At 65.6% G+C, this 25,509-nt stretch carries 21 protein-coding genes; 10 read left to right on the forward strand and 11 right to left on the reverse strand.

The genetic code is table 11. The features are described 5' to 3' along the window. Window positions 1–44: 44 nt before the first annotated feature. The 4 genes from ASE61_RS06085 to ASE61_RS06100 all read right to left on the reverse strand — a co-directional run bounded on the left by ASE61_RS06085 (window position 45) and on the right by ASE61_RS06100 (window position 4,593). Window positions 45–1,052 carry a Gfo/Idh/MocA family protein gene (locus tag ASE61_RS06085; RefSeq protein WP_061965777.1) on the reverse strand — a complete coding sequence of 336 codons (1,008 nt, stop codon included), beginning with the start codon at window positions 1,050–1,052 and terminating at the stop codon, window positions 45–47. 13 nt (window positions 1,053–1,065) lie between these two features. Continuing rightward, window positions 1,066–2,082, reverse strand: coding sequence for a Gfo/Idh/MocA family protein (locus tag ASE61_RS06090; RefSeq protein ID WP_061965779.1), 1,017 nt, complete (start codon window positions 2,080–2,082; stop codon window positions 1,066–1,068). Window positions 2,083–2,084: 2 nt separating this feature from the next. After that, window positions 2,085–3,260, reverse strand: a complete 1,176-nt coding sequence (locus ASE61_RS06095; protein ID WP_061965781.1) for an extracellular solute-binding protein — start codon at window positions 3,258–3,260, stop codon at window positions 2,085–2,087. Between the two features lie 148 nt (window positions 3,261–3,408). After that, window positions 3,409–4,593 carry an ROK family protein gene (locus ASE61_RS06100; RefSeq protein ID WP_061965783.1) on the reverse strand — a complete coding sequence of 395 codons (1,185 nt, stop codon included), beginning with the start codon at window positions 4,591–4,593 and terminating at the stop codon, window positions 3,409–3,411. A 116-nt stretch (window positions 4,594–4,709) separates the two neighbouring features. Between ASE61_RS06100 and ASE61_RS06105 the strand changes: the two genes are divergently transcribed. The 3 genes from ASE61_RS06105 to ASE61_RS06115 are packed head-to-tail and all read left to right on the forward strand — an operon-like array spanning window position 4,710 to window position 7,709. Next, window positions 4,710–5,456, forward strand: a complete 747-nt coding sequence (locus ASE61_RS06105) for a 6-phosphogluconolactonase (RefSeq protein WP_061965785.1) — start codon at window positions 4,710–4,712, stop codon at window positions 5,454–5,456. A 2-nt stretch (window positions 5,457–5,458) separates the two neighbouring features. After that, window positions 5,459–6,481 (forward strand): N-acetylglucosamine-6-phosphate deacetylase, encoded by a 1,023-nt coding sequence (locus ASE61_RS06110; RefSeq protein WP_061965787.1) that lies wholly within the window; start codon window positions 5,459–5,461, stop codon window positions 6,479–6,481. A gap of 34 nt (window positions 6,482–6,515) precedes the next feature. Continuing rightward, window positions 6,516–7,709, forward strand: a complete 1,194-nt coding sequence (locus ASE61_RS06115; protein ID WP_061966052.1) for an extracellular solute-binding protein — start codon at window positions 6,516–6,518, stop codon at window positions 7,707–7,709. Between the two features lie 210 nt (window positions 7,710–7,919). Here ASE61_RS06115 and ASE61_RS06120 read toward each other — a convergent pair whose 3' ends face one another. Beyond that, a complete protein-coding gene (locus tag ASE61_RS06120) occupies window positions 7,920–9,464 on the reverse strand; it encodes an ABC transporter substrate-binding protein (protein WP_061965789.1) in 1,545 nt (514 codons plus the stop codon). Window positions 9,465–9,530: 66 nt separating this feature from the next. Continuing rightward, a complete protein-coding gene (locus tag ASE61_RS06125) occupies window positions 9,531–10,670 on the reverse strand; it encodes a C45 family autoproteolytic acyltransferase/hydolase (protein WP_061965791.1) in 1,140 nt (379 codons plus the stop codon). A gap of 75 nt (window positions 10,671–10,745) precedes the next feature. On the opposite strand from ASE61_RS06125, the gene ASE61_RS06130 reads away from it, so the two are divergent. Both ASE61_RS06130 and ASE61_RS06135 read left to right on the forward strand, forming a co-directional pair. Then, entirely contained in the window at window positions 10,746–11,660 is a 915-nt protein-coding gene (locus tag ASE61_RS06130) for a GntR family transcriptional regulator (protein ID WP_061965793.1), read from the forward strand. Between the two features lie 100 nt (window positions 11,661–11,760). Next, the gene (locus tag ASE61_RS06135) at window positions 11,761–12,399 is read left to right on the forward strand and encodes an SGNH/GDSL hydrolase family protein (protein ID WP_061965795.1); all 639 of its coding nucleotides are present in this window, start codon (window positions 11,761–11,763) and stop codon (window positions 12,397–12,399) included. Between the two features lie 6 nt (window positions 12,400–12,405). Here the strand turns inward: ASE61_RS06135 and acnA are convergent, their stop codons facing one another. From acnA to ASE61_RS06160, 5 genes are all read right to left on the reverse strand, one after another. Continuing rightward, window positions 12,406–15,030, reverse strand: coding sequence for an aconitate hydratase AcnA (gene acnA / locus ASE61_RS06140; RefSeq protein ID WP_244492738.1), 2,625 nt, complete (start codon window positions 15,028–15,030; stop codon window positions 12,406–12,408). Between the two features lie 160 nt (window positions 15,031–15,190). Then, window positions 15,191–16,105 carry an FCD domain-containing protein gene (locus ASE61_RS06145; RefSeq protein ID WP_061966054.1) on the reverse strand — a complete coding sequence of 305 codons (915 nt, stop codon included), beginning with the start codon at window positions 16,103–16,105 and terminating at the stop codon, window positions 15,191–15,193. Between the two features lie 143 nt (window positions 16,106–16,248). After that, window positions 16,249–16,671, reverse strand: coding sequence for a cupin domain-containing protein (locus tag ASE61_RS06150; protein WP_082617250.1), 423 nt, complete (start codon window positions 16,669–16,671; stop codon window positions 16,249–16,251). Between the two features lie 23 nt (window positions 16,672–16,694). After that, window positions 16,695–17,780, reverse strand: a complete 1,086-nt coding sequence (locus tag ASE61_RS06155) for an isocitrate/isopropylmalate dehydrogenase family protein (protein ID WP_061965799.1) — start codon at window positions 17,778–17,780, stop codon at window positions 16,695–16,697. Between the two features lie 300 nt (window positions 17,781–18,080). Next, window positions 18,081–18,899 (reverse strand): IclR family transcriptional regulator, encoded by an 819-nt coding sequence (locus tag ASE61_RS06160; RefSeq protein ID WP_082617251.1) that lies wholly within the window; start codon window positions 18,897–18,899, stop codon window positions 18,081–18,083. Window positions 18,900–18,994: 95 nt separating this feature from the next. Here ASE61_RS06160 and ASE61_RS06165 point away from each other — a divergent pair, with 95 nt between their 5' ends. The 5 genes from ASE61_RS06165 to ASE61_RS06185 are packed head-to-tail and all read left to right on the forward strand — an operon-like array spanning window position 18,995 to window position 25,487. Further along, entirely contained in the window at window positions 18,995–19,756 is a 762-nt protein-coding gene (locus ASE61_RS06165; protein ID WP_061965801.1) for an SDR family NAD(P)-dependent oxidoreductase, read from the forward strand. A gap of 9 nt (window positions 19,757–19,765) precedes the next feature. Then, window positions 19,766–20,710 (forward strand): polysaccharide deacetylase family protein, encoded by a 945-nt coding sequence (locus tag ASE61_RS06170; RefSeq protein WP_061965803.1) that lies wholly within the window; start codon window positions 19,766–19,768, stop codon window positions 20,708–20,710. A gap of 3 nt (window positions 20,711–20,713) precedes the next feature. Then, a complete protein-coding gene (locus ASE61_RS06175) occupies window positions 20,714–22,759 on the forward strand; it encodes a hydantoinase/oxoprolinase family protein (RefSeq protein ID WP_061965806.1) in 2,046 nt (681 codons plus the stop codon). Beyond that, on the forward strand, window positions 22,759–24,747 hold the full coding sequence (locus ASE61_RS06180; protein ID WP_061965808.1) for a hydantoinase B/oxoprolinase family protein: 1,989 nt from the start codon (window positions 22,759–22,761) through the stop codon (window positions 24,745–24,747). The genes ASE61_RS06175 and ASE61_RS06180 overlap by 1 nt, the downstream gene beginning before the upstream one ends. Next, a complete protein-coding gene (locus ASE61_RS06185; protein ID WP_061965810.1) occupies window positions 24,744–25,487 on the forward strand; it encodes an SDR family NAD(P)-dependent oxidoreductase in 744 nt (247 codons plus the stop codon). Before ASE61_RS06180 ends, ASE61_RS06185 begins: the two co-directional genes overlap by 4 nt. The last annotated feature ends 22 nt before the right edge of the window (window positions 25,488–25,509 follow it).

Below are 25,509 nucleotides of genomic sequence, written 5' to 3' on the forward strand. Positions count from 1 at the left end.
GGAAACACACCGCAAATCGTCACGAAGTCAAGAAACCGACGGCGTCATGCCAGCCGTGCCGCCTTCAGGATGTCGTCGACCAGGCGCTGTGAAGCGAGCGCTTCCTCGCCGGTGACGATGGGGTCGCGGCCCTGTTCGATCGCATCGAGGAAATCGGCGATGACGGCGCGGTGGGCGTCATGGGGGAAATCCATGATGTTGGCGCCGCTGCCGGTCGAGCCCTCGGCCTCGACGATCTCCTCGCGCCCGTCGAGATAGGCGAGGCGCAGGCGCCCGCCGATGAGGGCGGCAAAACCCTTGGTGCCGGTGATCTCGATGCGCTCGGGATAGCCCGGATAGGCGGCCGTGGTCGTCACCAGCGTGGCGGGGGCGCCGTTGCCGGTCTCCAGCAGTGCGGAGACGTAATCCTCGGTCTCCATGCGGTGGAGGGCGGTCGTGCGGGCCTGCGCCGCGACCACTTTCGATACGCCGACAAGCGAGCGGAACAGGTCGAGCGAGTGGATCGCCTGGGTCAGCAGCACGCCGCCGCCGTCACGGCCGAGCGTGCCGCGGCCGGGCTCGTCATAGTAGCTCTGTGGGCGCCACCAGGGCACGGAGAGGAAGGCGGCTTCGATCGTGCCGAGCTCGCCCGATTGCAGGGCGGCCTTCAGGCGCAGGCTGGCCGGGCGGAAGCGGTGCTGGAGGGTCACGCCGAAGGTCTTAGCCGTCCGGCGGGCGGTGTCGACGAGGCGCTGGCCGCGTTCGCTGGTCAGTTCCAGCGGCTTCTCGACGAGAACATGTTTGCCGGCTTCGAGGCAGAGCGCGGAGACGTCGAGATGGCTCGACGGGGGTGTCAGCACGATGCAGGCATCGACCGCCGGGTCGGCCAGCACGGCGTCGAGATCGGTCGTGGTCGGGAACGGGAATTGCCCGGCATAGGCCTTGGCTCGATCGGGCGTACGGCTCACGGCCCAGCGCGTCTCGGCGCGATCAGCGAGGTCGAGCAGGCTTTTCGAATGCGGCAGGGAGGCGGGGCCAAGCCCGATCACGGCGATGCCGAGCTTGCGTGTCATGTCAGGTGCTTCCTCAAGCGCGGGGCTTCGCCGGCAGCCACACCGCCTTGGCCTGCGCCTCCAGCGCGAGCCGGCAGACGGTGAAGACGTGGCGCTGGCTCATCGCGGTTTCGCTGCGCGCGCCGATATCGGCAATCAGGTTGCGGAAGTAGGTCAGCGGCTCGCTGGAGGCGTCGATATGGCGGGTGCCGGCCTTGTCGACGAGGAAGACATGGTCGGTGCCCGGGCGGCCGGCGATGTCGACATATTTGCGCAGCTCGATCGTGCCTTCGGTGCCGAGGATGGTCAGGCGGCCGTCGCCCCAGGTCGGCAGGCCGTCGGCCGTGAACCAGTCGACGCGGATATAGCCGCCGGCCCGGTCGCTGCGCAGCAGGACTTCGCCGAAATCCTCGAAATCGGGCAGGTCGGGCACGCCGAAATGGCCGGTGCCGGAAGCAATGATCTCCGCATCGTCCGAGCCGGTGAAATGCAGGAACTGATCGATCTGGTGCGAGGCGATGTCGGTGAGGATGCCGCCATAATGGCGCTTGTCGAAGAACCAGCCCGGCCGGATCGCGCGGTTGAGCCGGTGCGGGCCCATGCCGAGCGTCTGCACGACGCGGCCGATCGCGCCGTCCGCGATCAATTTGCCGGCGATGAGCGTGGCTGGAACGGTGAAGCGCTCGGAGAAGCAGATCGAGAAGATGCGGCCGGTCTCGGCGACCGCCTGCTCGACGGCGGCGAGCTGGTCGAAATCGGTGACGCCGGGCTTGTCGACCATCACGTCCTTGCCGGCCCGCATGGCGCGGACGGCCAGCGCGGCGCGCTCCGCCGGGATGCTGGCGCAGAGGATCAGGTCGATCGACGGGTCGTCGATCAGCCGGGCGGCCGTGCTCTCGGGCAGGTCGGGGAAGCGCTCTCGGAAGCCTGTGAGGACGCGCTCGTCGCTGGTCGCGGGATCGAAGCCGACGCAGGTCGCGCCGGCTTCGAGGAGACCACCGACCATATGGTAGATATGGCGGTGGTCGAGGCCGATGGCGGCGAACTTCATCGCTATTGCGGCGCGCCGTGGCCGACGCCGACCTCCTGGTCCCAGCGCCGGAAGGCGGCGACGAGACGCTCGGGCGTCAAGGGCGGGCGGGTCGGCAGGCTGGTGATCAGCCCGTCATATTCCGGCCGGCCGTACTCGGCGAGGATATCGCGGCTCTCCTGCGGCGCCATGGCGAGCGTCACGCCCTTGACCGCCGGACCGGGGTAGAAATAGCCCTTGTCGTAGGTCACGGCCTGCGCTTCCGGCTTGAGCATGTAGGCCATCAACGCGACCAGCGCCGGCATCTTGTCGGCCGGGACGCCCTTGGGGATGCACATGAACTGGGTGTCGGGAATCCAGTGCGTGTTGGCGAGGACGAAGACCTTCGCCTCCTTCGGCACGATGCCGAGCACGCGCGGGTTGATGTCCCAGCCCAGTGTCGAGACGATGACGTCGCGGGTGCCTTCGCCGAGCTCCTTCATCGTCGCGGCGGTGCCGCCCGGATAGTAGTCGATGCCGGTGCCGAGTTCCTTGAGATAGGCCCAGCTCTTGTCCCAGCCCTTGATCGGGTCGGTCGGGTCAGCATCGCCGAGGATGTAGGGCAGGCCCATGAGCCAGGTCCAGCCGGGGCCGGAATTGATGGGGCGGGCATAGGTGAATCGCTTCGGGTTCTGCTTGACATAGGCAAGCAGCTCCTCGGCCGTCTTCGGCACGGTCTTGAGGCGCTCGGGCGCGTATTCGAAGAGCGGGCCGGAGGGCGAATAGACGACGGCGACGCCCTCGTTCTGGCCGAAATTGCGCTGCATCATCAGCGCCTGCTCGTGATAGACCTCCTCGGGCTTCGGCAGGTCCTTGGCATGGGACTTCCAGACATCGACCCAGAGCCCCTGCTGGATGCCGTCGGACATGGCGCCGGGGCCGGTGAGCACGAGGTCGATATCGACCCGGTTGGCAGCCTGCTGCGCCTTGAGCTTCGCCGGCAGTTCCGGAGAGGGCGCGCGCGAGAAATTCAGGCGCGAGATCAGCTTCGGATTGTCCTTGCCGAATTTCTCGATGGCCGCCTGCGTGAGCTGAAGATTGCCGGCGACATCGATGATGTTGAGCGAGACGGGCGCGCTCTGCGCCAGTGCTCCGCCGGCTTTCAGCGCAGCGAGGCCGGCAGCTCCGGCCATGACGGTGCGACGTGTCGGATGGTTCATGATCTCTCCCTAGGTTGCGGCTCTCTTTTGCGATGCCATCAGCGGCATCCGGAGCATTTGACTGGGATACTAGTGCACCACCGTTAGAGGCGCCAGCGGATTCGGTGGCATGGCTGGCACCGCGCCGGGACATGGCGAAGCGGGTCGATCAGGCCTGTTCGAGCAGCAGCGCCTCGGTCGCGCGGCTGAGCAGGGGGGCGGCGGCGCCGTGGATCTCGTAGAGATGGCTGGCGGGCACGCCGGCGAGATCGGGCACGGCGAAGCCGTCCATCGTGCCCTCTGCCCGGAACAGCGTGTTGAACCGGGCCCAGAGCTGCGGATTGGCGGAGAAGGGGCCGCTGACCGCGATCCGGGCCGGGAAGAGCAGGCGGCAGGCATTGGCGAGCGCGCGGGCCAGCAGCGCTGCCGCCATCTCCAGTTCGGGCAGGGCCAGCAGGTCGAGCCCGGCGAGCTGCCGGGCGAGACGCACCTCGTCCTGGTCGAGATCGGGCCAATGCCGGCGCAGCGCGGGGAGCAGCGACCAGAGCGCGGCGCCGGTTTCGAGGCAGGCGGTGTTGCCGCAGCCGCAGCGGCGCTCCCCCAGCGCGGCGAGGCGCCAATGGCCGATCTCGCCGAAGGAGCCGGTCGGTGCGAAGGGCTCGCCGTCGACCGCGTAGGCGAGACCGACGCCCCAACCCCAGTGCAGCAGGATCGTCCCGCCCGCGAAATTCTCGGGCTCGCGGGCGGCGCGGGCGCGCAGTTCGGCATCGAGATTGCGGCAGATCGTGACCGGGCCAGCCACGGGTTCGAGCACCGCGGCGATGTCGAGCCCGCGCATGCGCGGCCAGCGCGAAGCCAAGAGCCATTGCCCCTGCTTCAGGTCGATCAGGCCGGAGAGCGAGACGGCGGTGCCGGCATGGCTCATGCCCGGCGGCATCGCGTCGAGGAGGTCCCTTGCCAGCCTGGCCATGGCCTCGGCGATGGCGGCGTTGTCGGCATCGGCGGCGATGGGGCGGCGGCGCTCGGCGACGAGATGGCCGTTGAGATCGACCAGCGCGCCCGACAGCGACTGGCTGGAGACATAGATCACGGAGGCGCCGATGCGGCGGGTATGGGCGACGAGGATCGCCGGTGGCCGCCCGCGCCCGCTCGTCTCGCCGGTGGCCTCGATGACGAGGCGGCGCGCGATGAGATCTCCGACAACGCGCGAGACGCTGGTCGAGCGCAATTGCAGAATACGTCCGATATCGGCGCGGGAATGGGCCTCGCCATTGAGGATCAGCCGGTAGATCCGGGCGCAATCCCGGTCATGGGCGAGCGCGAGGCGGGTTTCGTCGAGCGTCAGCAGGGACAAGGCGGGCTCTATTCGGAACGGTTGCGTTCAAAATTAATCATTGCGTTTCGGCCGAAGCTTCATAAGCTCGCTTTCAGAATATCGGAAATTTTCTGACGCAAAAGGTTCAAAATTCGATGATCGAGATGCATGTCGCTTCCGACAAGGAAGAGCTCGGCCGGCAGGCGGCGGCGGCTGGTGCGCAGGCGATCCGCGACGAGCTTGCCCGCCATGGTGAGGCGACGATCATCGTGGCGACCGGCGCCAGCCAGTTCGAAATGCTGAACCACCTCGTCGCGGCCGAGGGCATCGACTGGTCGAAGGTCACGGCCTTCCATCTTGACGAATATGTCGGCCTGCCCGAAAGCCACCCGGCGAGCTTCCGGCGCTATCTGCGTGAGCGCTTCATGGCGCCGCTGAAGAACGCGCCGACCTTCATCCCGGTCGAAGGCGAGGGTGATCCCGCTGCGGCGGTGAAGCAGCTCAACCAGCAGATCGCCGGCAAGCACATTGCGGTCTGCTTTGCCGGGTTCGGCGAGAACTGCCATCTCGCCTTCAACGATCCGCCGGCCGATTTCGACACGGAAGAGCCGTATCTGGTCGTCAATCTCGACGATGCCTGCCGGCAGCAGCAATTCGGCGAAGGCTGGTTCCCGAGCTTCGACGCCGTGCCGCAACAGGCGATCTCGATGAGCATCCGCCAGATCCTGAAGAGCGAACTGATCGTCCTTTCGGTCTCGGACACGCGCAAGGCCGCCGCCACGAAGGCGGCGCTGGAAGGCCCGGTCAGCAATCTCAGCCCCGCCTCGATCCTGCAGACGCACAAGCGGACCGTGCTGTTCATCGATCCGCCGGCGGCCTCGCTGCTGAGCCGGAAAGGCTGAGGATGCGCACGCCCGGCCTCGTCGACCTGCAGGTGAACGGCTTTGCCGGGGTGGATTTCAACTCCGGCACGATCACTGCGGCCGAGCTCGACCGGGCGCTGGAGGCGATGCTGGCGACGGGCGTCACGATCTGCCTGCCGACGATCATCACGGCGCATCCGCATGAGCTGGAACAGCGCTTCGGGGCGCTCGACGCGGCCGTGACAGGAAGCAGGCTCGGGCCGCTGATGTGCCCGGGCTATCATCTTGAAGGCCCGTTCTTGAACCCGTCGGCCGGCTATGCCGGCTGCCATCCGCCCGACGCGATGACGGCGGCGACCGCCGACCTCGTCGCACATCTCGAAACATTGCTGTCGCGGCCGATCCTGATGGTGACGCTGGCGCCGGAGGTCGAGGGCGGGGTCGCGCTCGCCGGCCAGCTGGCAGGGATGGGCAAGATCGTCGCGATCGGCCATTCGGCCGCCGATTTCGAGGCTGTCGAGGCCGCCGCTGCCGCGGGAGCAACGCTCTCGACCCATCTCGGAAACGGCCTGCCGCAGCAGATGCACAAGCTGGTCAATCCGCTCTTCGCGCAGCTCGCCGAGGATCGTTTGATGGCCGGCTTCATCGCGGACGGCATCCATATCCATCCGAAGGCGCTGAAGAGCCTGATCCGGGCCAAGGGCTTCGAACGTTCGATCCTCGTCACCGATGCCGTGGTTGCGGCGGGCGCGGTGCCCGGCCGCTACAGCTTCGCCGGCATGCCGGTCGATCTCGCCGCCGACGGCTCGGTGCGCCAGCCCGGGGGCACCTCGCTGGCGGGTTCGGCACTGAAGCTCGACGATGCCGTCCGCAACGTCGTCGCCTGGGGCATCGCGACGCCCGACGAAGCGGTCGCGATGGCCTCGACCCATGCGCTCGCCTGCATCGCCGGCGCATTGGCCGGGGCCGGCATCAGCTTGCCGGAGAGCGCGATCGACTGGTCGCCGGAACTCCATGTCCGCGGCGCTCGCATCGGCAGCGAGCGCCGCGATTTTGCCGCCTGAAGACGTCACCAACCAAAGCAAGAAGGGGAGAATCATGAGCGAATTTCCGAAAGGCGTGGATCGCCGTACCGTCCTGGGCGGGCTGAGCGCGCTGACCCTGGGCGGAGGCAGTGCGCTGGCCGCCGTGCCGGCACTGCCTTCCGCGCCGGTCGGCATCAACATCATCGATGTCGGCGGCGCGCTGGCGCTGATGCAGCAGGCCTTCGACGACTATCGCACGAACAATCCGAAGCTGGTCTCGCGCATCACCTATGTGAAGGCGCCGGCGCCGGAACTGGCGAGCAAGATCAAGGCGCAGCAGGATGCGGGCCGCTCCGATCTCGACCTCATCCTGACCGGCTCGGACGGGCTCGCGGCTGGCCTGGAGCAGAATCTCTGGCTCAAGATCTTCCCGGATTTCGCCGAGAAGTTTCCCAATATCGAACAGAACTACGAGCCGGCGGCGCTCAACCTGCACAAGGCGCAGGGCGCAGGCTTCGGCACGGTGGTGAACTACTATCCGTCCGGGCCGCTGCTCGAATACATGCCGGCGCGCGTCAAGCAGGTGCCGACCACCGCCGAGGAACTGCTCGCCTGGGCCAAGGCCAACCCCAACAAGTTCATGTATGCGCGCCCGACCAATTCGGGGCCGGGCCGCACCTTCATGATGGGCCTGCCCTATCTCCTCGGCGACAAGGACCCGCAGGACCCGGTCAATGGCTGGGACAAGACCTGGGCCTATCTGCAGGCGATCGGCGAATATATCGAGTATTATCCGGCTGGCACCGGCGCCACGATGAAGGAGTTCGGCGACGGTTCGCGCGACATCATCATCTCGACCACGGGCTGGGACATCAATCCGCGCGCGCTCGGCATCGTGCCGAAGGAAGCGAAGATCCAGACGCTGAAGGGCTTCCACTGGGTCTCGGACGCCTTCTTCATGTGCGTGCCGAAGGGCATCCCGAACGATCGCCTCGCCGTCGTGCTCGACATCATGGCGCATGTGCTGACGCCCAAGATGCAGGCCTATTCCTATGACGAGGGCTATCTCTATCCCGGCCCCGCGGTGAAGAATGTGCCGCTGTCGCTCGCGCCGCAGCGCAGCCAGGAGGTGATCGCGGAGTTCGGCCGGCCCGAATATGCCGATCTCATCGCCAATAACCCGATCGAACTGCCGCTGAAGCCCGACAAGATGGTCGTCGCCTTCCGCAAGTGGGACGAACTGGTCGGCGCCAAGCGCAAGCGCTGATCCATACCGCCATCTTTTCGCCCGGCCCTTGCGGTGGGGCGAAAGGAAAGGCCCGGAAGCCATCGCCGATGGATTCCGGGCCTTTTCCGTTTCGAAATCAGTAGGCGATTTCCTTGTCGTTTTCGGCTCTCCTCCAGAACAATCTGACGCCGCCTTCCGATGCGGCTTCGAGACCCGGGGCGGCCGTCCTGCATGACGAGGCTGCGAGCCTTACTGCTTGATCGATACGCCCCAAGGGCGGGGTGTGCCGAGTGCCCAGCTCCTGTAACCTTCGATATTGCTCCTGGAAGCGCTGAGGCGCGTGCCGGAGAACAGCGTGATCATCGGAATGTCCGCGCGGTACATGTCCTCGAGCTTGTCGAAGATCGCCTGGCGCTGCGCCGGATCGGCAATCGCCATGCTGCGCGTGACGAGATCCGCCGCCGCCTTGCTGTCCCAAGCCTTGCGGGGCTGGGTGGCCTTTTCGCCGGTGAACATCTCGAAGGACAGCGACGGGTCGAGGCGCGCGGAGAAGGAGTGCGACATCATCTGGTAGTTGCCGGCCAGGTAGCGATCCTGCTGGACGCCCCAGTCGACGACCTCGACGTCGATATTGATGCCCGCTTCCCTGGCCATCGCCTGGACGAGGATCGCCTGGTCGAACATCTCCGGATAGCGCTTGTTCGCCAGCAGCTTGATGACCTGCCCGCGATATCCCGCCTCCGCCAGCAGCTTTTTCGCCGCCGGGATATCCCGGTGGATCGGAGCGGCCTGCTTTGCCTTGTGATAGGCGCTCGAGCGCGGGATCGGCGAATGGCTCGCCTTGGATTGCGAACCGGTCACCTCGTCAGCGATGGTTTTCAGGTCCAGCGAGAGAAGGATCGCCTTGCGCATCCGGATGTCCGACAGCAACGGGTCCTTCGTCTGGATCAGAAGGTCGCTGATGCTCATCGTCGGGACGCTTTCGATGACGATGTCCTTGCGCGAGCGGTATTCCTGGAGATCGCTCGTGGCGATGTCCCAGTTGATGTCGATCCCGTTCGACAGCAGCGCAGCCTTCGCCGTGGCCTCGTCGGGGATGACGAGATAGTCGACCTGCGCGACGAGAGGGGTCTTGTCGCCGGTGAGGCCGTCCCGCGGGCCGGGGCCGGCGGTATAATGCTCGTTGGCGAGGAGGCGGATGAACTGGCCGCGCTTCCACTCGCCGAGCTTGTAGGGCCCGGTCGTCACCGGCTCGCGCCAGCTCCCGTCCGGGTTGAGCGAACTCGAATGGAAGATGCCCGTCCCGCCGCAATCGGGCCGGGACAGGGTGGCGAGGAACAGCGCCGAGGGTTTTTCCAGTGTGAAGACGACCGTTCTGTCGTCCGGCGCCGTGACGCCCGTGACTTTGACCGCGCCGCGCCCGTCGACCTCGCTCAGGCAACGCCAGCCGGTCTTCGGGTCGGTATAGCGCTGCCAGGCGAAGAGGACGTCCTTGGTCGTCGGGGGTGCGCCGTTGCTGAACTTGACGCCGTCGCGCAGCACGAAGGTGTAGGTCTTGCCATCCTCCGAGACGGCGACGGATTTCGCGAGCACCGGCCCGACCGAGCTGTCGTCCTTGAAGGCGACCAGCCCTTCGAACAGGTTGGTCTGAATGGCATCGGTGATCGCGTCGCGATTGGTGCCGGGATCGAGCGTGCGCGCATCGGCGCCCAGCCGGATTCGCAGCGCCGGCTGTTGAGCTGCCGCGGGAAGCGCAGCGCCCAGCAGGCCCAGGACGATGACAAGCTTCTTCATGACGCCCCTCATTGTTTTTGATTCAGATTCGCTGGACCTGCCGATTGCCGCGGCAGGCGCGGTCGATCAGGCCGCCGACCGGGTGCTGCCCGCCACGTGCTTCGGCGCGAGGGTGTAGCGCGTGAAATTGCGATGGAGCGCGGGGAGCAGGGCCACGTCCATGATCGCCTTCGCCGGCTGCATGACGATCATCGCCACGGTCACGGACTGATTGTTGCCGGAGAAGCTGGGACGCGGCGGCCGGCAGACCGACCAGGGCGACTGATAGTCGTCGAACAGCGCCGTCTTGACATGATCGACCGTGATCTGCCCGACATGCGGTTCCAGGCTTCCGCGTACGCGGGTGTCGCGATAGAGCGAATCCGGCATGTTGGCGATACCGGTATCCGTCAGCTTCGACAGGGCGACGGGGCTCTGGAAGTGATTGGCGTGCACGATCAGGCCATCCTGCGGCTGGATCATGAAGGTCTCGTCCGGCACGCATTCGAAATCGATCGCGATTCCCTCGCTCTGCGTCACGATGATGTTGTTGGAAGCCGATTTCGGCGTCGTATAGACAGCGTGCATCGCCCGGCCGAGCAGGTCCTGCTCGAGCACCTTCCTGCGGATCAGCGCCAGCGGAACGCCGAGACGACGGTAGTCGCGTTCGCATTCGAGATAGTTGCCGGTAATGCTGATGCCGGCGGTGTTGAAGCCGAAGCGCGCGAGCACGCCGGCTTCCGTGAAGGTGATGATGTCCGGCCCATCCTCATTCCTGATTTTCAGGACAACGGCCGTGTCGACGCACTCCGTCTTCCAGTCCCAGTTCTGGGCATGAATCAAGGCGCCCTCCTTGGAGGCCTTGGGCAGCACAACCAGACCGGTGCATTCATCATGAAGCTCGCGGCTTGCCTCGGTCCTGCCGGCGAGCTTGAGCAGTTCCGTCCTGGCGTTCAGCAACATGACGGAGGCGAAATTCACACCGGCGCCTTCAGCGATCCCGTGCATCTCCTCGACATAATTCGCGTCGAAAGCCGCCACCTGGCTTTCGAAGCCGAGCGCTGTCTCTTCGATGACCGCCTGGCTGACGTTCTCCTTGCGGATCTGATCGGTATAATGCTGCACGCCCAGCCTGATACGGGCGGCGGCCTGCTCACCGTACTGGCGACCCTGCTCGCGCGGCGTACCGGAAACCTCGATCGTCGGACATTCAACGGGAGCGGCCATGTTCGATTCCTTCGCCGGTGCGATTGCACTAGTGGTCGTCGACAATCATGTAACAGAATGTTTTTCTGGAATCAAATGAACACTGACCGCGCCCTGACCAATCTGCAGCGCAGGCTGATCGACCGGATTCTCGAATTCGTCCGGCACGAAGGGTTGCGTCCCGGCGACCGCATCAACGAGCAGCAGATCGCCTTGCGGCTGGGGGTGTCCCGCACGCCGATCAGGACGGCTCTCACGCTTCTCCAGGACGATGGCGTGGTGCTGCGGCGCCCGGGCACCGGCGTTGTGCTGGTCAACCTGCCCGATGACGGCGGCATCGGAATCGAGACCCGCGAGCTGGCCCCTTCAGCCGCCCGGGAGGAGGCGCTGGTTCTCCGGATCGCGACCGAGAGGGATCGGCAGGAGCTGGGCGACGAGTTTTCCGTCGTCGAACTGGCAGAGCGATACGGCGTGGCCCGGGCCGCCCTCGTCCCGATCCTGGAACGTCTGGCGGGGCTCGGCATGATTGAGAAGAAGCCGGGCTATGGCTGGCGCTTCCTGACGGACTGGAACCTGACCATCGTCGATGAAAGCTATCGGTTCAGGATGGTGATCGAGCCCGCGGCCTTGCTGGAGCCCGGCTTCAGCGTGTCTCGCAAGTGGCTCGACGACACGCGTGCCGCGCATGAGAGCTTTCTCAAGAAGGCCTGGACGGAAGACATGAGCGTGGCGCTGTTCGAGACGAATGCCGCTTTCCATGAGGATCTCGCAGCCGCTTCCGGAAATCGCTTCTATCGAGAAGCCGTTCGCCTCCAGAGCAGACTGCGCCGGTTCGCGATGTACAACTGGAGAAGCGGGCGTGTGCGCGTTGAAAAGAACTTCACCGAGCATATGGCGATCCTGGATGCGATCGAACGGGGTCGTCTCGACGAGGCCTCGGACCTGATGCGAGACCATCTGCGGATCGCATGGGAATCGACGTCCCGGAGGTTCAGTCCGGCCGCCTCCTAGATCGGCCAGCGCACGGTTCGCTCGACGGGGCCGGCAGCTCGAAGCCAGTGCGCTGGCCGGCCCAGCCTGTTCCGTCGCATAGGGAGTTGTCGGGGGCGACATGATCGAGAAGAAGCAGGTTCTGGCGTTCGGCGACAGCTTGACCTGGGGCCGAGACCCGGAGGCCAAAGCCAGACATCGTCACGCGGATCGCTGGACCAGTGTCGTCGAGGCTGAGCTTGCCGATGTGCGGGTCATCGCCGAAGGGCTGAGCGGTCGCACGACTTGCTTCGACGATCACGCCGGGCCGGCCGACCGCAACGGCACGCGCGTGCTCCCTGTTCTCATCGGCAGCCATGCTCCGCTCGATCTCGTGATCATCATGCTGGGCACCAACGATCTGAAGCCGCATGTCTGCGGCAGCGCGCTCGGAGCCTCGTTCGGCATGGCGCGTCTTGTGGAAATCGTGCGGACCTATCCGCATGGCCGCCAGCCGCCAGCGATCCTGTTGATGAGCCCGCCCCATTTCGGCGCAAGCCGGGCGCCGGACGGACAGCCCGGCGGCGGCCGCAGCATCGTGGAATCGCAAAAGCTGGCACCGCTCTATAAGGCTGTCGCCGAGCGCGCGGATTGCTCCTTCTTCGATGCCGCGTCCGTTTCCGTGGCCTCGAAGGTCGACGGCGTGCATCTGGATGCCGTCAATACCCGGGCGATCGGGACGGCCCTGGCTCCGGTCGTCGCGGCCATGCTGACGCGCTGATCGTCATCAGATCCGCGATCCGGCATCCTCCAAAAGACCGCCGAGAACATGCGGGATCAGCCCGCCCGATTTCAGGAGGGTGATCTCGAGCGAGGTCTCGATCGCGGCCCGCAGGGCGATTGCGACGGTTTCGCCGGAGGGGCGAATGAGCGTCAGCGGAACCGTGCATCGCGGCATCAGGTGATCCGGGCGAAGATCGACCGCAAAAAGATCGGCCGAGCCGATGGCGAGGGTACCCGGATCGACGCCTTCGGGCAGCAAGAGCGGCAGGATGCCCATCCCGATCAGGTTGGTGCGGTGGATGCGCTCGATGCTCGCAGCGATCACGGCGCGAACGCCGAGCAGCGCGACGGCTTTCGCAGCCCAGTCCCGCGAGGAGCCCATGCCGTAGCGCTCGCCCGCCACAAGCACGAGCGGGGTGCCCTCGCTTGCATAACGTTCGGCCGCTTCGGTCAGCGGCACGATCTCCCCGGACGGCTCGTGCCGCGTGAAGCCGGCCGGTGCATCCGCCGGCAGCAGGCGGTTGACCGCCATCCGGTTGGTGAAGGCGCCCCGGACCATCACTTCGAAATTGCCGCGCCGCGAGGCGAAGACGTTGAGATCGGCGGGATCGCCACCCCCGGCGATGATATGCCGCCCGGCCGGGCTGTCCGGGCGGATTTGGTTTGCCGGCGAAATATGGTCGGTGGTGACGTCGTCGCCCAGCACGATCAGCGGCCGGGCATGGCCTTCCGCCGCAGGCAACTCTTGCGGGCGGACGAAGGGCGGCTTGCGCAGATAGGTCGAGGCCGGGTTCCACGGGAATTGCGGTCCGCTCGGCGCATCGAGATCGATCCAGAGCGGCCGGGTCGCGGCCTCCTGATAGGCCGCGTCGAAATCGGCCACGTCCCAGCCGCAAGCGACGGCCTCGTCGATCTCGGCGCCGGTCGGCCAGATCTCGCCGAGCACCACGGGCTTGCCGGCCCGGTCGAAGCCGAGCGGCTCCCGCGCGATGTCGATGTTGACCGTGCCGGCGAGCGCGAAGGCGATGACCAGCGGGGGCGAGGCCAGGAAGCCGTTCTCGAGATCGGGATGGACACGCCCCGGGAAATTGCGGTTGCCGGACAGGACTGCGACCGGTCGGAAGCCCTCACGGCCCAGCTCGTTCCTGACGACATCGAGCAAGGCTCCGGAATTGCCGATGCAGGTCGTGCAGCCATAGCCGACGATGCCGAAGCCGAGCCCTTCGAGATCGTCGAGCAGGCCGGCGCGGCGCAGGAACCGTTCCGCCGTGGGCGATCCCGGCGCCAGCGAGGTCTTGACATGGGCCGGCGGCAACAGCCCGCGCGCGCGGGCCTTGCCGGCGAGAATGCCCGCAGCTGCGAGCATGCTCGCATCGGATGTGTTGGTGCAGCTCGTGATCGCGGCGATCACGACCGCCCCATCGGGCAAAGCGCCTTCGCGCGCGGGACGCAGAGCCGGGGTGAAGGCTGAACGGGTCGAGCCCGCGGCGAGCCGATCCTGCGGGCGCCGCGGCCCGGCGACGCTGGCTTCGATCGCGTCGAGATCGATGGCGATCGTCCGCGTGAAACGCGGCTCGGCCCCGGCATCGAACCAGAGCCCGCTCGCCCTGGCATAGGCCTCGACCAGCGCGCAGTCTTCAGGTGAGCGGCCGATCCGCGCGAGATAGGCCAGCGCCTTGTCGTCAATCGGGAAATACCCGGTCGATGCCCCGTATTCCGGCGCCATATTGGCGATCGCGGCGCGTTCGCCGACCGACAAGCTCCGCACGCCCGGCCCGAAGAACTCGACGAAATCGCCGGTGACGCCGATGGCGCGCAGCGCACGGGTCACTTCCAGCGCAAGGTCGGTCGCGAGCACGCCGTCGCGCAACCGGCCGGTGAGCTTCACGCCAATGACGTCGGGAATCCGCAGCACGACAGGCACGCCGAACAATGCGCCTTCCGCCTCCAGCCCGCCGACGCCCCAGCCGAGCACGCCGAGCCCGTTGACGGTCGGCGTATGGCTGTCGGTCCCGAGCAGGGCATCCGGGAAGGCCCGGCGCTCGCCCCGATGCGTCTCGCTGACGATCACTCTGGAAAGCCGCTCCAGATTGATCGTGTGCATGATACCCGACCCCGGCGGGTGCACCCGGACGCCCGGCATGGCCGCCGCCGCCCATTTCATCAGGCGATAGCGCTCGGCATTGCGCGCGAATTCCTTCTCCAGGTTGCGCTGGAAGGCATCGGGCCGGCCGAAGACATCGACGCCGGAGGAATGGTCCGTCGAGACGTCGACGGGAATACGCGGCATCAGCAGGTCGGGATCGCGACCGTTCTCGGCGAGCACGTCGCGCATCGCCGCAATATCGACCAGCGCCGGGCCGCAGGTCGTGTCATGCATCATGATCCGGTTCGGCAGGAACGGAATCTCGACGAGACTTGAACCCTGAGCGAGCCAGTCACGAAAGGCCTGAGGCAGATGCGCCGTCTCTTCAGCGGGGGCCGAGCGCATCGCATTCTCGAACAGAATCCGCAGGACATGCGGCAGGCGCCGGAAATCCGCACCCAGCAACGACGCGACATCGAGGCGGTAGAACTGTTCGCCCGCCGCTTCGAAACCCGTCCACCGGGCCTTGTCGTTCAACGTCACGATCTCGTTCGGGCCTGAGCCCGCCTTATTGAAATGCCGGGTCGAAAGAAGACCGGAACGCCATGCGGAGCCTAATGGCATATATTGGCTTTATCAATCTATAAAACCAATATTGGCGTGACCGATTTTCCCTGGAATGCGGTTGGACTTGTCGATGAGGCTAGGCCGTGCGCCCTGGGTCGCTGGAGCGCGGATGCACGACCGGCGATTTGGAGGCGAGCGCCCCGCTGAGATGACGGCGCATCAGATGGGCCGCCTCCAGATTGTCGCCCCTCGCGAGGAGGTCGAGCATCTCCAGATGCTCGCGGCTCTGCACGGCAATGCGCTGCGGGTTCACCTTGAGCCGGTATTCCGCCAGCCGCCGCAACTGGTTGGCACGCTCCAGCGCGTAGAAGAACATCGGATTGCCGGACATCCTGATGATGCCCTCGTGGAACGCGGCGCCGGCCGCCGTCATCGCCGCAGGCGCCAGCCCGTCGAGGTCGCCCGAGGCCAGCCGCTCCTGCGTCCGGCGCAGGGATGCGGCGACTGTACGGTCGAACCGGAAGCTCGGCTCGAGCAGGGCGGCAGGTTCGATGACTGCGCGAAAACGGTAGATTTCCTCGAAGGCCTCGACCGTCTTGGCAACCTGGCGCAATTTCCAGCCATAGCCGGGCTTCGGCTCGGCCCAGCCTTCGCGAGAGGCGCGAGACAGGAGGTCCTGCGCCTGCGCGCGCGTCAGGCTGTAGCGATCCCGGATGGCCTGCTCGGTCTGATCGGCGCCGATCCGGTCCTTGAGCCAGTCTTCCGCCAGTTCGTAATAGGGATCGCTTTCGCAAGGACCGACAGGCTCCAGCCCTGTCTCGCCGGCTGTTCGCCCCGCGGCCGGCAGCACGAAGAAGCCGCGGTTCCGGCGGTTTTCGATGACGCCCCGGTCGCAGAGGATGGCCAGCGCCTCGCGCACCGGCGAGCGCGAGACCTCGAAGCGCTTCGCCAGCACCTCCGTCGCCAGATGCGAGCCCGTGCCGAATTCGCCCATGCCGATGCGCGCGATGATGTCGTTGGCGATGCGAAGAGCGAGAGGGCTATGGGGCATGTCCGGCGCCATTGAAACGCGCGAGTGATCGCAGGTCATGGCGGCGATGGCAAATCGCGCGGGTCACTCCGGCGTATATTTGGCTTTATATCATGAAATGGCCAATATCGGGCTTGGCTGAACCGCGAGCGGGAGCGGCATCCTCAGTTCGCGACCGGGGCCTTGTGCTCTTCGTCGATGGAGCGGGTGTCTCCCGTTTCGATCAGCGTGCGGGTCGCATCGATCGACGTGTAGATCCAGAGGATCTTCATGCCTTCGCTGTCGGAGACGTTGCGGAAGCGATGCGGAAGATTCGCCGGGATGAAGGTGATGTCGCCGGCCTGGATCGGATATTCGACACCGTCGATCTCCGCGATTGCCGTGCCTTCGAGGAGCATGACGCTTTCCTCGCAATTGTGCCTGTGCATCGGGATCGCGGCACCCGGCTCGAAGAGCGTGATGCCGTTGATGAAGCTGGTGGACCCGGTCCGCCGCGTGACCAGGGGAATGGTCCTGGCACCGCCGCCGCGCTGGCGGGCCGGGATTTCGGACGGCCGCAGAACGGCCGGCTTGGCTGGTGTCGGCATGCCTCTTCCTTTCGCATTTGAACTCAGAGGGCCGCGACGCGGGCGGCCATGGACGGGATCGCCGCGATCACGGCGCCGGCGAAGGCCTTTGTGCCAAGCTCCCCGCCAATGTCCCGCGTACGCGTCGCCGGATTGTCGAGGGTGTGTTCGACCGCCGCTTCGATCAGGCGAGCGGCATCCAGAAGCTTCGGGTTTCCGTCGCGCTGCCCGCGCCATTGCAGCAGCATTGCGGCCGACAGGATCAACGATGTCGGGTTGGCGATATCCTGGCCGGCGATGTCAGGGGCCGAACCATGCTGGGCCTGGGCGACGCAGATCGTGTCGCCGGCATTGATCGAACCACCGAGGCCGAGGCTGCCCGACAGTTCGGATGCCTCGTCGGAGAGAATGTCTCCGAACATGTTGGTGGTGACCATGACGTCGAAACGATCGGGTGTCCGGATGAGGAGCGCGGCCGTCGCATCGACGATCAGCTCTTCGAGCTCGATATCGGGATATTCGGCTGCGACCTTGCGGACTTCCCGGAGGAACAGGCCGTCCGAGAGCTTGAGCACATTCGCCTTGTGAACGGCGGTGACCTTCTTTCTGCGGAGGCTCGCCAGCTCAAACGCAGTGCGGGCGACGCGCTCGCAGGCCCTGGCGGTGATCTTGCGGACCGAGAGCGCCATGTCCGGATCGGGCATGAATTCCCCCGAGCCCGCGAACATATTGCGGTCCGAGTAGAAGCCTTCCGTCGCCTCGCGGATGATGACGAGATTCATGGGCCTGCGCAGGATGCTCATCTCCGGACGCGACCGGCAGGGTCGAACATTCGAATAGAGCTCGAACTTGACGCGAAGCTCGCCCGACGGATTGATCCCGCCCTGGTCCCGCGAGGGGTACTCGTAATGGGAAACCGGCCCCAGGATCACGCCATCGACCTGCGGGATGCGCTGCATCACTGCGTCGGGCAGGGTGGTGCCCTGTGCCTTCAGGCTGGCGAGACCGATCTCGTGCGGCTCGAATTCCAGCTCCAGCGACAAAGCCCGGTCGGCCGCCTGCAGAACCCGCAGCGTGGCCTCGGTGATCTCGGGCCCGATGCCGTCCCCGGGCAGTATGATGATCTTCATGGAAGCCTTCTTGCGTTCGAAGTCCGTGAACGGAATCCATCACCGCGCCAGGCGCCGGCGGCTTCGGATCTGTCCGCCTGTCAGCCCGGCGCTGCAGCGGCACGGCTTTGCCTCAACTAACAAATTGTTTTTCTGATCTCAAATATGCATTTCTTTTCTCGCGCCCGGGCTGGCACGAAATGCTCGCATGCGCGTGCAGAGAACACGTCCCGGCCAAGGAACGTGCGAGACGGCTGCACCGAACGCCATCTCCGGCAGCCAAGGATGAAGGACCGCTCGTTTCTACGCTGGCAGCCCAGCCTAACCGTCGCTCAAGGCTCGCGGCGGCCTCGGTACTGTCGTTAGGATGGCCGGATTCGAGCCGCTTTTGTGGCCGAGCCGTTCGCTTATGCGACGCGCGCCATTCCTGAGAAGCTCTGCAAGCTCGTTCGCGCGGGCATGGTATCGCAGCGTCACAACACCAAGGTTGAGAGCGGCTATCACCTTGCCCTCTCTCCCCCAGATCGGCGCGGCAAGTCCCGTGGAGCCAGTGACGTGTTCCTCGTCGCTGACGGCAATGCCTTCCGCGCGGATCGTCTCGAACATTCCCCGTATCGTGCCGGGGTCGGTGACCGTCTTGGGTGTCCTGGGTACGAGATGCGCTCTCGCAAAGTACCCGTCGGTGAGAGCCGGATCCCAATGCGCAAGCAGGACGCGGCCGGTTGCCGAGCAATAGGAATCGGACAGGCCATCCAGTTCGATATCGTAGCGCACAGCCTGCCGGCTCACGCATTTGGCGATTCGTCGACAATCGCCCCGCACGGTCAAAACCGCCAGCATGACGGTCTCGCCTGTTTCGTCGCGAAGCTGCTCCATGATCGGATGGGCCGCCGACAGCAGACGGGCTTCGAGGGCCCGCGATGCCGATTGATGCCTGCTCGCATGGACGAGCACGTAGCGCTCGGTTGCGTCCTGGATCGCATACCCGCGCGAGACCAGGGTCTGCGCCAGCGCATGAGCGCTGCTCTTCGGAAATCCCAGCGCGGCGACGATCTCCTTGAGCTTCACGGGCTCCGAGCAGCCGGCGAGATACTCCAGCAGGTCCAGCACACGGGCTGCGGATTTGACCTCAGTGTTCATGCACGTGAACCGAATCTCTCTTGGCGAACCAATTTGCCGGCGATAGGCTCACTCTTAATCAAGAGGAAATCAACACTCTTGAAAGAGGGCATGCCATGATTTCAAGCAACGCTGCGTCCGTGGCGATTGTCACGGGTGGCGCGCGAGGTATCGGACGCGCTTGCGCCCTGTCTCTTGCAAAAGCTGGGCTGGATATTGCGCTCGTTGATCTGCTGTCTGACGAGCTGTCTCGCACTGCTGAAGAGATAAAAGCGCTTGGACGCCGCGCATTGACTTTCCAGTCGGACGTCATCTTCAAAGAAGAGGCGAACCGTATTGTCACGGAAGTCGCTGGCCAATGGGGGCGCGTCGACGTCCTTGTGAACAATGCCGGGAAGGGGATGCCGAAGGGCATCTTCGAGATCACCGAAGCCGAGTTCGACCACACGATCGCTCTCAATCTGAAGAGCTGCTTCAATTACATCCAGGCTGTCGCGCCCATCATGCAGCGTCAGGGTCATGGCCGCATCGTCTCGATGTCGTCGCTGAACGCGCATTCGGGTGGCGTGACGGCTGCCGTCAGCCGGTTCGCCTACGCTGCCGCAAAGGCGGGGATCATCGGGATGACCCGGGCTCTCGCCAAGGAACTCGGCCCCGAGATCCTGATCAATGCCGTGTGCCCGGGCATCATCGAGACGGAAGTCGGCAACACGCTGACCCGGGCTCGCGGCCCCGCGATCGCCGATGCCGGCATCGCTCTGAAGCGAATGGGCAAGCCCGACGATGTGGCTGAGCTCGTCACGTTCCTCGCAACTTCGACCCCTTGCTTCATCACGGGCCAAGACATCGTGGTGGACGGGTTCCAGTTCAATCGCTGAGTGATCCCCATGACCGTCAAGCTCCCCCCTGACACCAAGCCCTGGACATGGAGCGAGGAGACCTGGCGACAGGTCGTCAGTCATGTCCGGGCGGGGCGTTCGCTCAAGCCTGGAGTCTGGAAGGATGGCGCCCGCTTCGCGGTCGCCCTGTCCTTCGACTCCGATCACGAGACGAACGAGCTCCGGGAGGGCGGGCGCTCCTACTCGAAGCTCAGCCAGGGGCAATACGGCAATCGATCGGGCATTCCGCGCATCCTGGCGACGCTCGCCCGGCATTCCGTCCCAGCCAGCTTCTTCATGCCGGCCGTTGCGGCGCTTCTGCATGACCGGGAGGCGCGTTCGGTTGCGGATGCCGGGCACGAGGTCGCGATCCATAGCTGGATCCACGAGCTGAACTCGGTTCTCGACTACGACACCGAGCGCGATCTGGCGCTTCGTGCCCGCGACACCCTGACGAAATTGACCGGGCGCGAGCCGAAAGGGATGCGCACCGCATCATGGGATTTCAGCCCGTGGACGTTGAAGATCGTGCGCGAAATGGGATTGCTTTACGATTCCTCCCTGATGGCGGACGACGAGCCCTACGAGCTTCTCGACGAGGGGCAGCCGACCGGAATCGTCGAGCTGCCTGTCGAGTGGATCCGCGACGATGCCGTCTATTTCGGCATGGATCGCTTCAAGGGGCTGAGGCCTCACAGCGGCCCTCCGATGGTGCTCGATATCTTCCTGCGGGAGCTGGACGTCGCCGCGGAGGAAGGCGGTCTCTTCCAGCTGACGATGCATCCGCACATCACCGGGCACCGCTCGCGGATCTTCATTCTGGACGAGGTGATCAGGGCGGCGAAGGCGAAGGGCTCCGTCTGGTTCGCCACGCATGAGGAGATCTGCCGGTATTGCGCCTCCGAAGCAGGCCTTAGCGCGCCGGCCCCGTCAGTCGACAGCAGCCGGAGCTGAGCGATGGGCTATCGCATCGGCGTCGATATCGGCGGCACCTTCACCGATTTCAGCGTGCTGGACGAGGCGACGCTGAATCTGCGGACACTCAAGGTTCTGTCTCGTCCCGATGCGCCTGGAGCCGAGGTGCTTCAGGGGCTGGACGAGATCGAGAAGCGCTTCGGCATCGCGCCTTCGCAGGTCAGCTACTTCACCCACGGCTCGACTGTCGGCGTGAACAGCATCATCCAGGGCAAGGGCGCCAAGCTCGGGCTCATCGTCACCGCGGGTTTCCGTGACGTGCTCGAATTGGCTCGCCTCAAGATACCCGATCCCTACGACCTGTTCTCGCGCCGGCCGGTTCCGCTCGTCCCGCGAGACCGGGTGGTTCCCTTGCTGGAACGCATCAACGCCGATGGCGTGGCGGAAATCGTTCCGGATCCGGCAGCGATCGCCGCGGCGCTCGAGCAGGCAGAAGCAAGAGGCGCCGAAGCGATCGTCATCGCCTTGCTTCACAGCTACAAGAACCCGGCTCACGAGCGATTGGTCAAGGCGGAGATCAATCGCCTGCGCCCCGACCTGCCGGTTTTCTGCTCCGCAGACGTCTGGCCGATCGTCAGGGAGTACGAGCGGACCATCACAGCCTGTATCCACGGCTCGGTGCAGCCGCGTGTGTCCCATTATATCGGCCGCCTCGAGGACGCCCTGATCGAGCGGGGCGTCGTTCCGGCTCCGATGATCACCAAGTCGAATGGCGGCGTCATGACCGCAGCGGCCGGCAAGGTGCGCAGCATCGAGATGCTGCTATCCGGCACGGCTGCCGGCGTGATCGGTGCAGGCTTCACGGCCAAGCTGGCCGGCTTCTCGAGGGTCATGAGCCTCGACATCGGCGGCACGAGCGCCGACGTCGCCCTCCTGAAGGACGGTATGCCCGACTTCCGCTCCGGCGAGCTCGTCGGGGAGTATCCGATCTATCTTCCGACGGTCTCGGTGTCCTCGATCGGCGCCGGCGGGGGCTCGATTGCGTCGGTTGACGCGTTGGGCGTCCTGCGCGTCGGGCCCGAAAGCGCCGGCTCGACACCGGGGCCGGCCTGTTACGGCCGAGGCGGCGAACGAGCGACGATCACCGATGCCTTCGCGACGATCGGCGTTCTGGGGGCCGGCGGGCTCGGATACGGAGCCGTCAATGTCGACCGCTCCCAGGCACTTGCTGCACTTGAGCCGATCGCCAGGGGCCTCGACCGCTCGTCGACGCTCGCCGCCGAAGCCATCATCCAGCTGGCCGTCGCCAACATGTATCGCGAAACGAGCCGGCTGTTCTCCCAGGTTGGCGAAGAGCCGAGCGGCTACGCGCTGCTGGCCTTCGGCGGTGCTGGTCCGATGCTCGGCTGCCTGCTGGCCGATGCCATGGGGATGCAGTCGGTCATCATCCCCCAGACTCCCGGTGTTCTGGCCGCGCTGGGAGGCCTTCTGGCCGATCTGCGATCGGACTTCGTGCGCGTGGTCTTCCTCGATGTCGGCCCGAACTCAGCCGACGGCTTGCGCCGGGCGATGGACGATCTCACCAAGGAAGCGCGCGCCTGGCTGATCGAAGGCCAGGGCTATGCGGGCGAGGCCGCGCTGTCGATCACGGCAGACATGCGCTACCGCGGCCAGTCCTACGAGATCGAGACGCCCCTGGAGCAGTCCTGGGTCGTCGATGGCGATCACGGCGCCATCGCCGCTGCCTTCCACAAGCGCCACGCCGAAATCTACGACCACTCGGACGACGCAGCGGATGTGCAGATCGTAGCAATCCGCGTCGTCATTGCTGGCGTCACGCCCAAGCCTCACTTCGCGGAACAGCGCGTGACGCAGCAGCAGGTCCAGCCCGGGAAGCTGATCCCGATCGCCCATCAGGGCTCCATCGTCGAGGCCGGCCTCTTCGATCGCAACGACCTGTCCCCGGGCTCGTCCTTCGCCGGTCCGGCCGTGATCCTGCAGGACGATACGACGACCTGGGCTCCGCCCGGTTTCGAGGGCCATGTCGATGGCTTCGGCAATCTGATCTTGAAGCGGAGTGCGATCTGATGGCGGCGCTGGATCCGGTAACGCTGCAGATCCTGAAGAGCCATTTCGAGGCTGCGGCCGAGAGCATGGCGTTCACGCTTCTGCGCACGGCCCATTCCGCTTTCGTCAAGGAGACGGAGGATTTCACCAGCGGATTGACGACGCCGTGCGGGCAAACCTTCGCCAGCCCGAAGGACCTCGGCGCGACCTGGTTCATCGGGCTCGACTACAAGGGCGCGATCGACGCCATCGCGGATTACAAGCCTGGCGACATCTGCATCACCAACGACCCGTATTCCGGCTACGTCTGCACCCACGCCCCCGACATCCACCTGTGGATGCCCGTCTTCCATGAGGACAGGCTGATCTGCTTCGCGGTCGGCCATATCCACAATACCGATATGGGCGGCGCCGTGCCGGCCTCGCTGTCCCGCGCGCTCACGGAGGTGCAGCAGGAAGGGATCCGGATTCCACCTATGAAGCTGGTCGAAGCCGGGGTGATGAATGAAAGCGTGTTGCGCATCATGCTGCGCAACGTCCGCATGCCGGATCAGAACTGGGGCGACCTGAAAGCCCAGATCGCCTCGCTCAAGACCGGTGAACGCAAGATCCGCGAGGCCGTCGCGCGCTTCGGCGTCGATACCGTCTGCGCCGCGACCTATGGCGTGCTCGACCTGGCGGAGAAACAGGCGCGCCAGCTCTTCGCGTCGATGCAGGACGGGGATTACGATTTCACCGACTATATCGACGAGGACAGCCCCGGCGGCATTCCCTGCCGCCTGAAACTGTCCGTCAAGGTGCGAGGCGACGAAGCGGTCTTCGACTTCACGGGCAGCGACCCGCAGCTCCAATCGGCGCTGAACATGCCGACCGGCGGTCTGCCGCGCCATATCCTGCCGCTCGTCGGCTACAATTACGTCGTCTACTCGCTCGATCGAACGGTCGCCCTCAACATGGGGCTTCTGCGACCGGTTCAGTGCATTCTGCCGGAAGGGTCCGTTGTCAATCCGGTCTACCCGGCGGCCACGGGCATGCGCAGCCTGACCTGCGCACGCATTCAAGGCATGGTCATCGGTGCCTTCTCGCGTGCGATGCCCGATCGCCTGCCTGCCGGTCCCGCGGGCGGCGGCGGCATCCTGAACGTGCGCACCACGGACAGCCGTACGGGGCGCCTGGCCATGGCCTCGATCAATCCCATCACCGGCGGCGGTGGCGGGAGTTCGTTCGAGGATGGCCAGGACGGTTCGAACTCCTTCCTGAAGAACACGCCCGTCGAGATCACCGAGGCCGAGGTGCCGATCCGCGTCAGGAGCTACGAGCTCGTGCCGGATTCCGGCGGTCCTGGTCGCTATCGCGGCGGCCTCGCGGCTCAGATGACCTTCCAGATGTTCACGCCGAACTCGGTCGTGACCGCCCGGAACCGGGACCGTGTGCGTTTCTCCTGCTGGGGACTCGAAGGCGGACTGCCAGGCTCGACCTGCAGCTTCCAGCGCGCCAACGGCAACACGAAGCCGGAAGACCTGGGGAATACCGACGTGGTTCGCTGCGGTCCAGGCGACGTGCTGACCATTTCGGCCGCGGGAGCGGGCGGCTGGGGCGACCCGTTCGAGCGCCCGCTTGAGGAAGTCCTGCAGGATGTCCTCGGGGGCAAGGTCACCGAGGGCGGCGCCAGAGCCTATGGCGTGGTCGTCAAGGACGGTGTCGTCGACGAGGCCGCCACCAAGGCCCTGCGGTCGGCACCGCGGGAAACCATCAAAGGCATGACCTTCGACCCCGAGAGGCTGAGCTTCGAGCGCATCTGGTCGGATGCGGTTTGGGACCGGCTGTCACAGCAGTTGTTCGCCCTTCCAGTCGAGTGGCGCTTCTTCGTCAAACACGAACTCTTTGCGGCGGTGAATGCGGATGGCGCCGCTGACAGGGATCCGGTCGCGGCTTTGGAACGGGCCTTCGTCAATGTTCTGGCGCAGTACCCGCAGATCCTGCCCCGTCAGCTGGAGGATGCGGCGTGAATATCGAGTTCGCCAATCAGACGGTGCTTGTGGCTGGAGCTGCCCGCGGGATCGGCCGCGGCATCGTCGAGGAATTCGCAGCGAGGGGCGCCCAGGTTTTCGCGGCCGACCGGCTCAAGGAAGAGATGGCTGGCCTGCCAGCGCACCCGACGCAGCTCGACCTGCTCGACAAGGCAGCGGTCAACGGTTGGGTTGCGGAGGCCGAGAGGATCAGCGGGCGAGCGCCTGACGTCCTTGTCTATGTGGCCGGTGGGGTTCTCGGGCAAAGCGCGAAGCCGCTCGAGGACGTCGAAGAGGCGGACTGGCGCGCCGTGCTCGACGTCAATCTGACCGGCGCCTTCCTGGCGTCCCAGGCGGTTTGTGCCGGCATGAAGGCCCGCGGCAAGGGGCGGATCGTGCTGATCGCCAGTGGTGCGGGGCTGCGCACCTCGCTGACGGGCATCCAGGCCTACGCTTCCGCCAAGGCTGGCGAGATCGGGCTGGCGCGCCAACTCGGGCAGGAGCTCGGGCCATTCGGGATCACGGTCAACGCAGTTGCTCCCGGGTTCCAGCGCACGAGCCCGGACTATGAGCGGCAGTGGCAATCATACTCGGCCGAGCGGCAGGAAAACATGATCGCCAACACGGCACGACGCCGTCCGGGGACACCGCAGGACATTGCCTACACGGTCATGTTCCTTGCCTCTGACTATGCGGACTTCATCACAGGCCAGGTCGTTTCGGTGACCGGCAGTCCTTGAAACACGATAACAATGGAGGGAC

This window comes from Allobosea sp. Root670, from assembly GCF_001429415.1.
Classification (GTDB): Bacteria; Pseudomonadota; Alphaproteobacteria; order Rhizobiales; family Beijerinckiaceae; genus Allobosea; species Allobosea robiniae.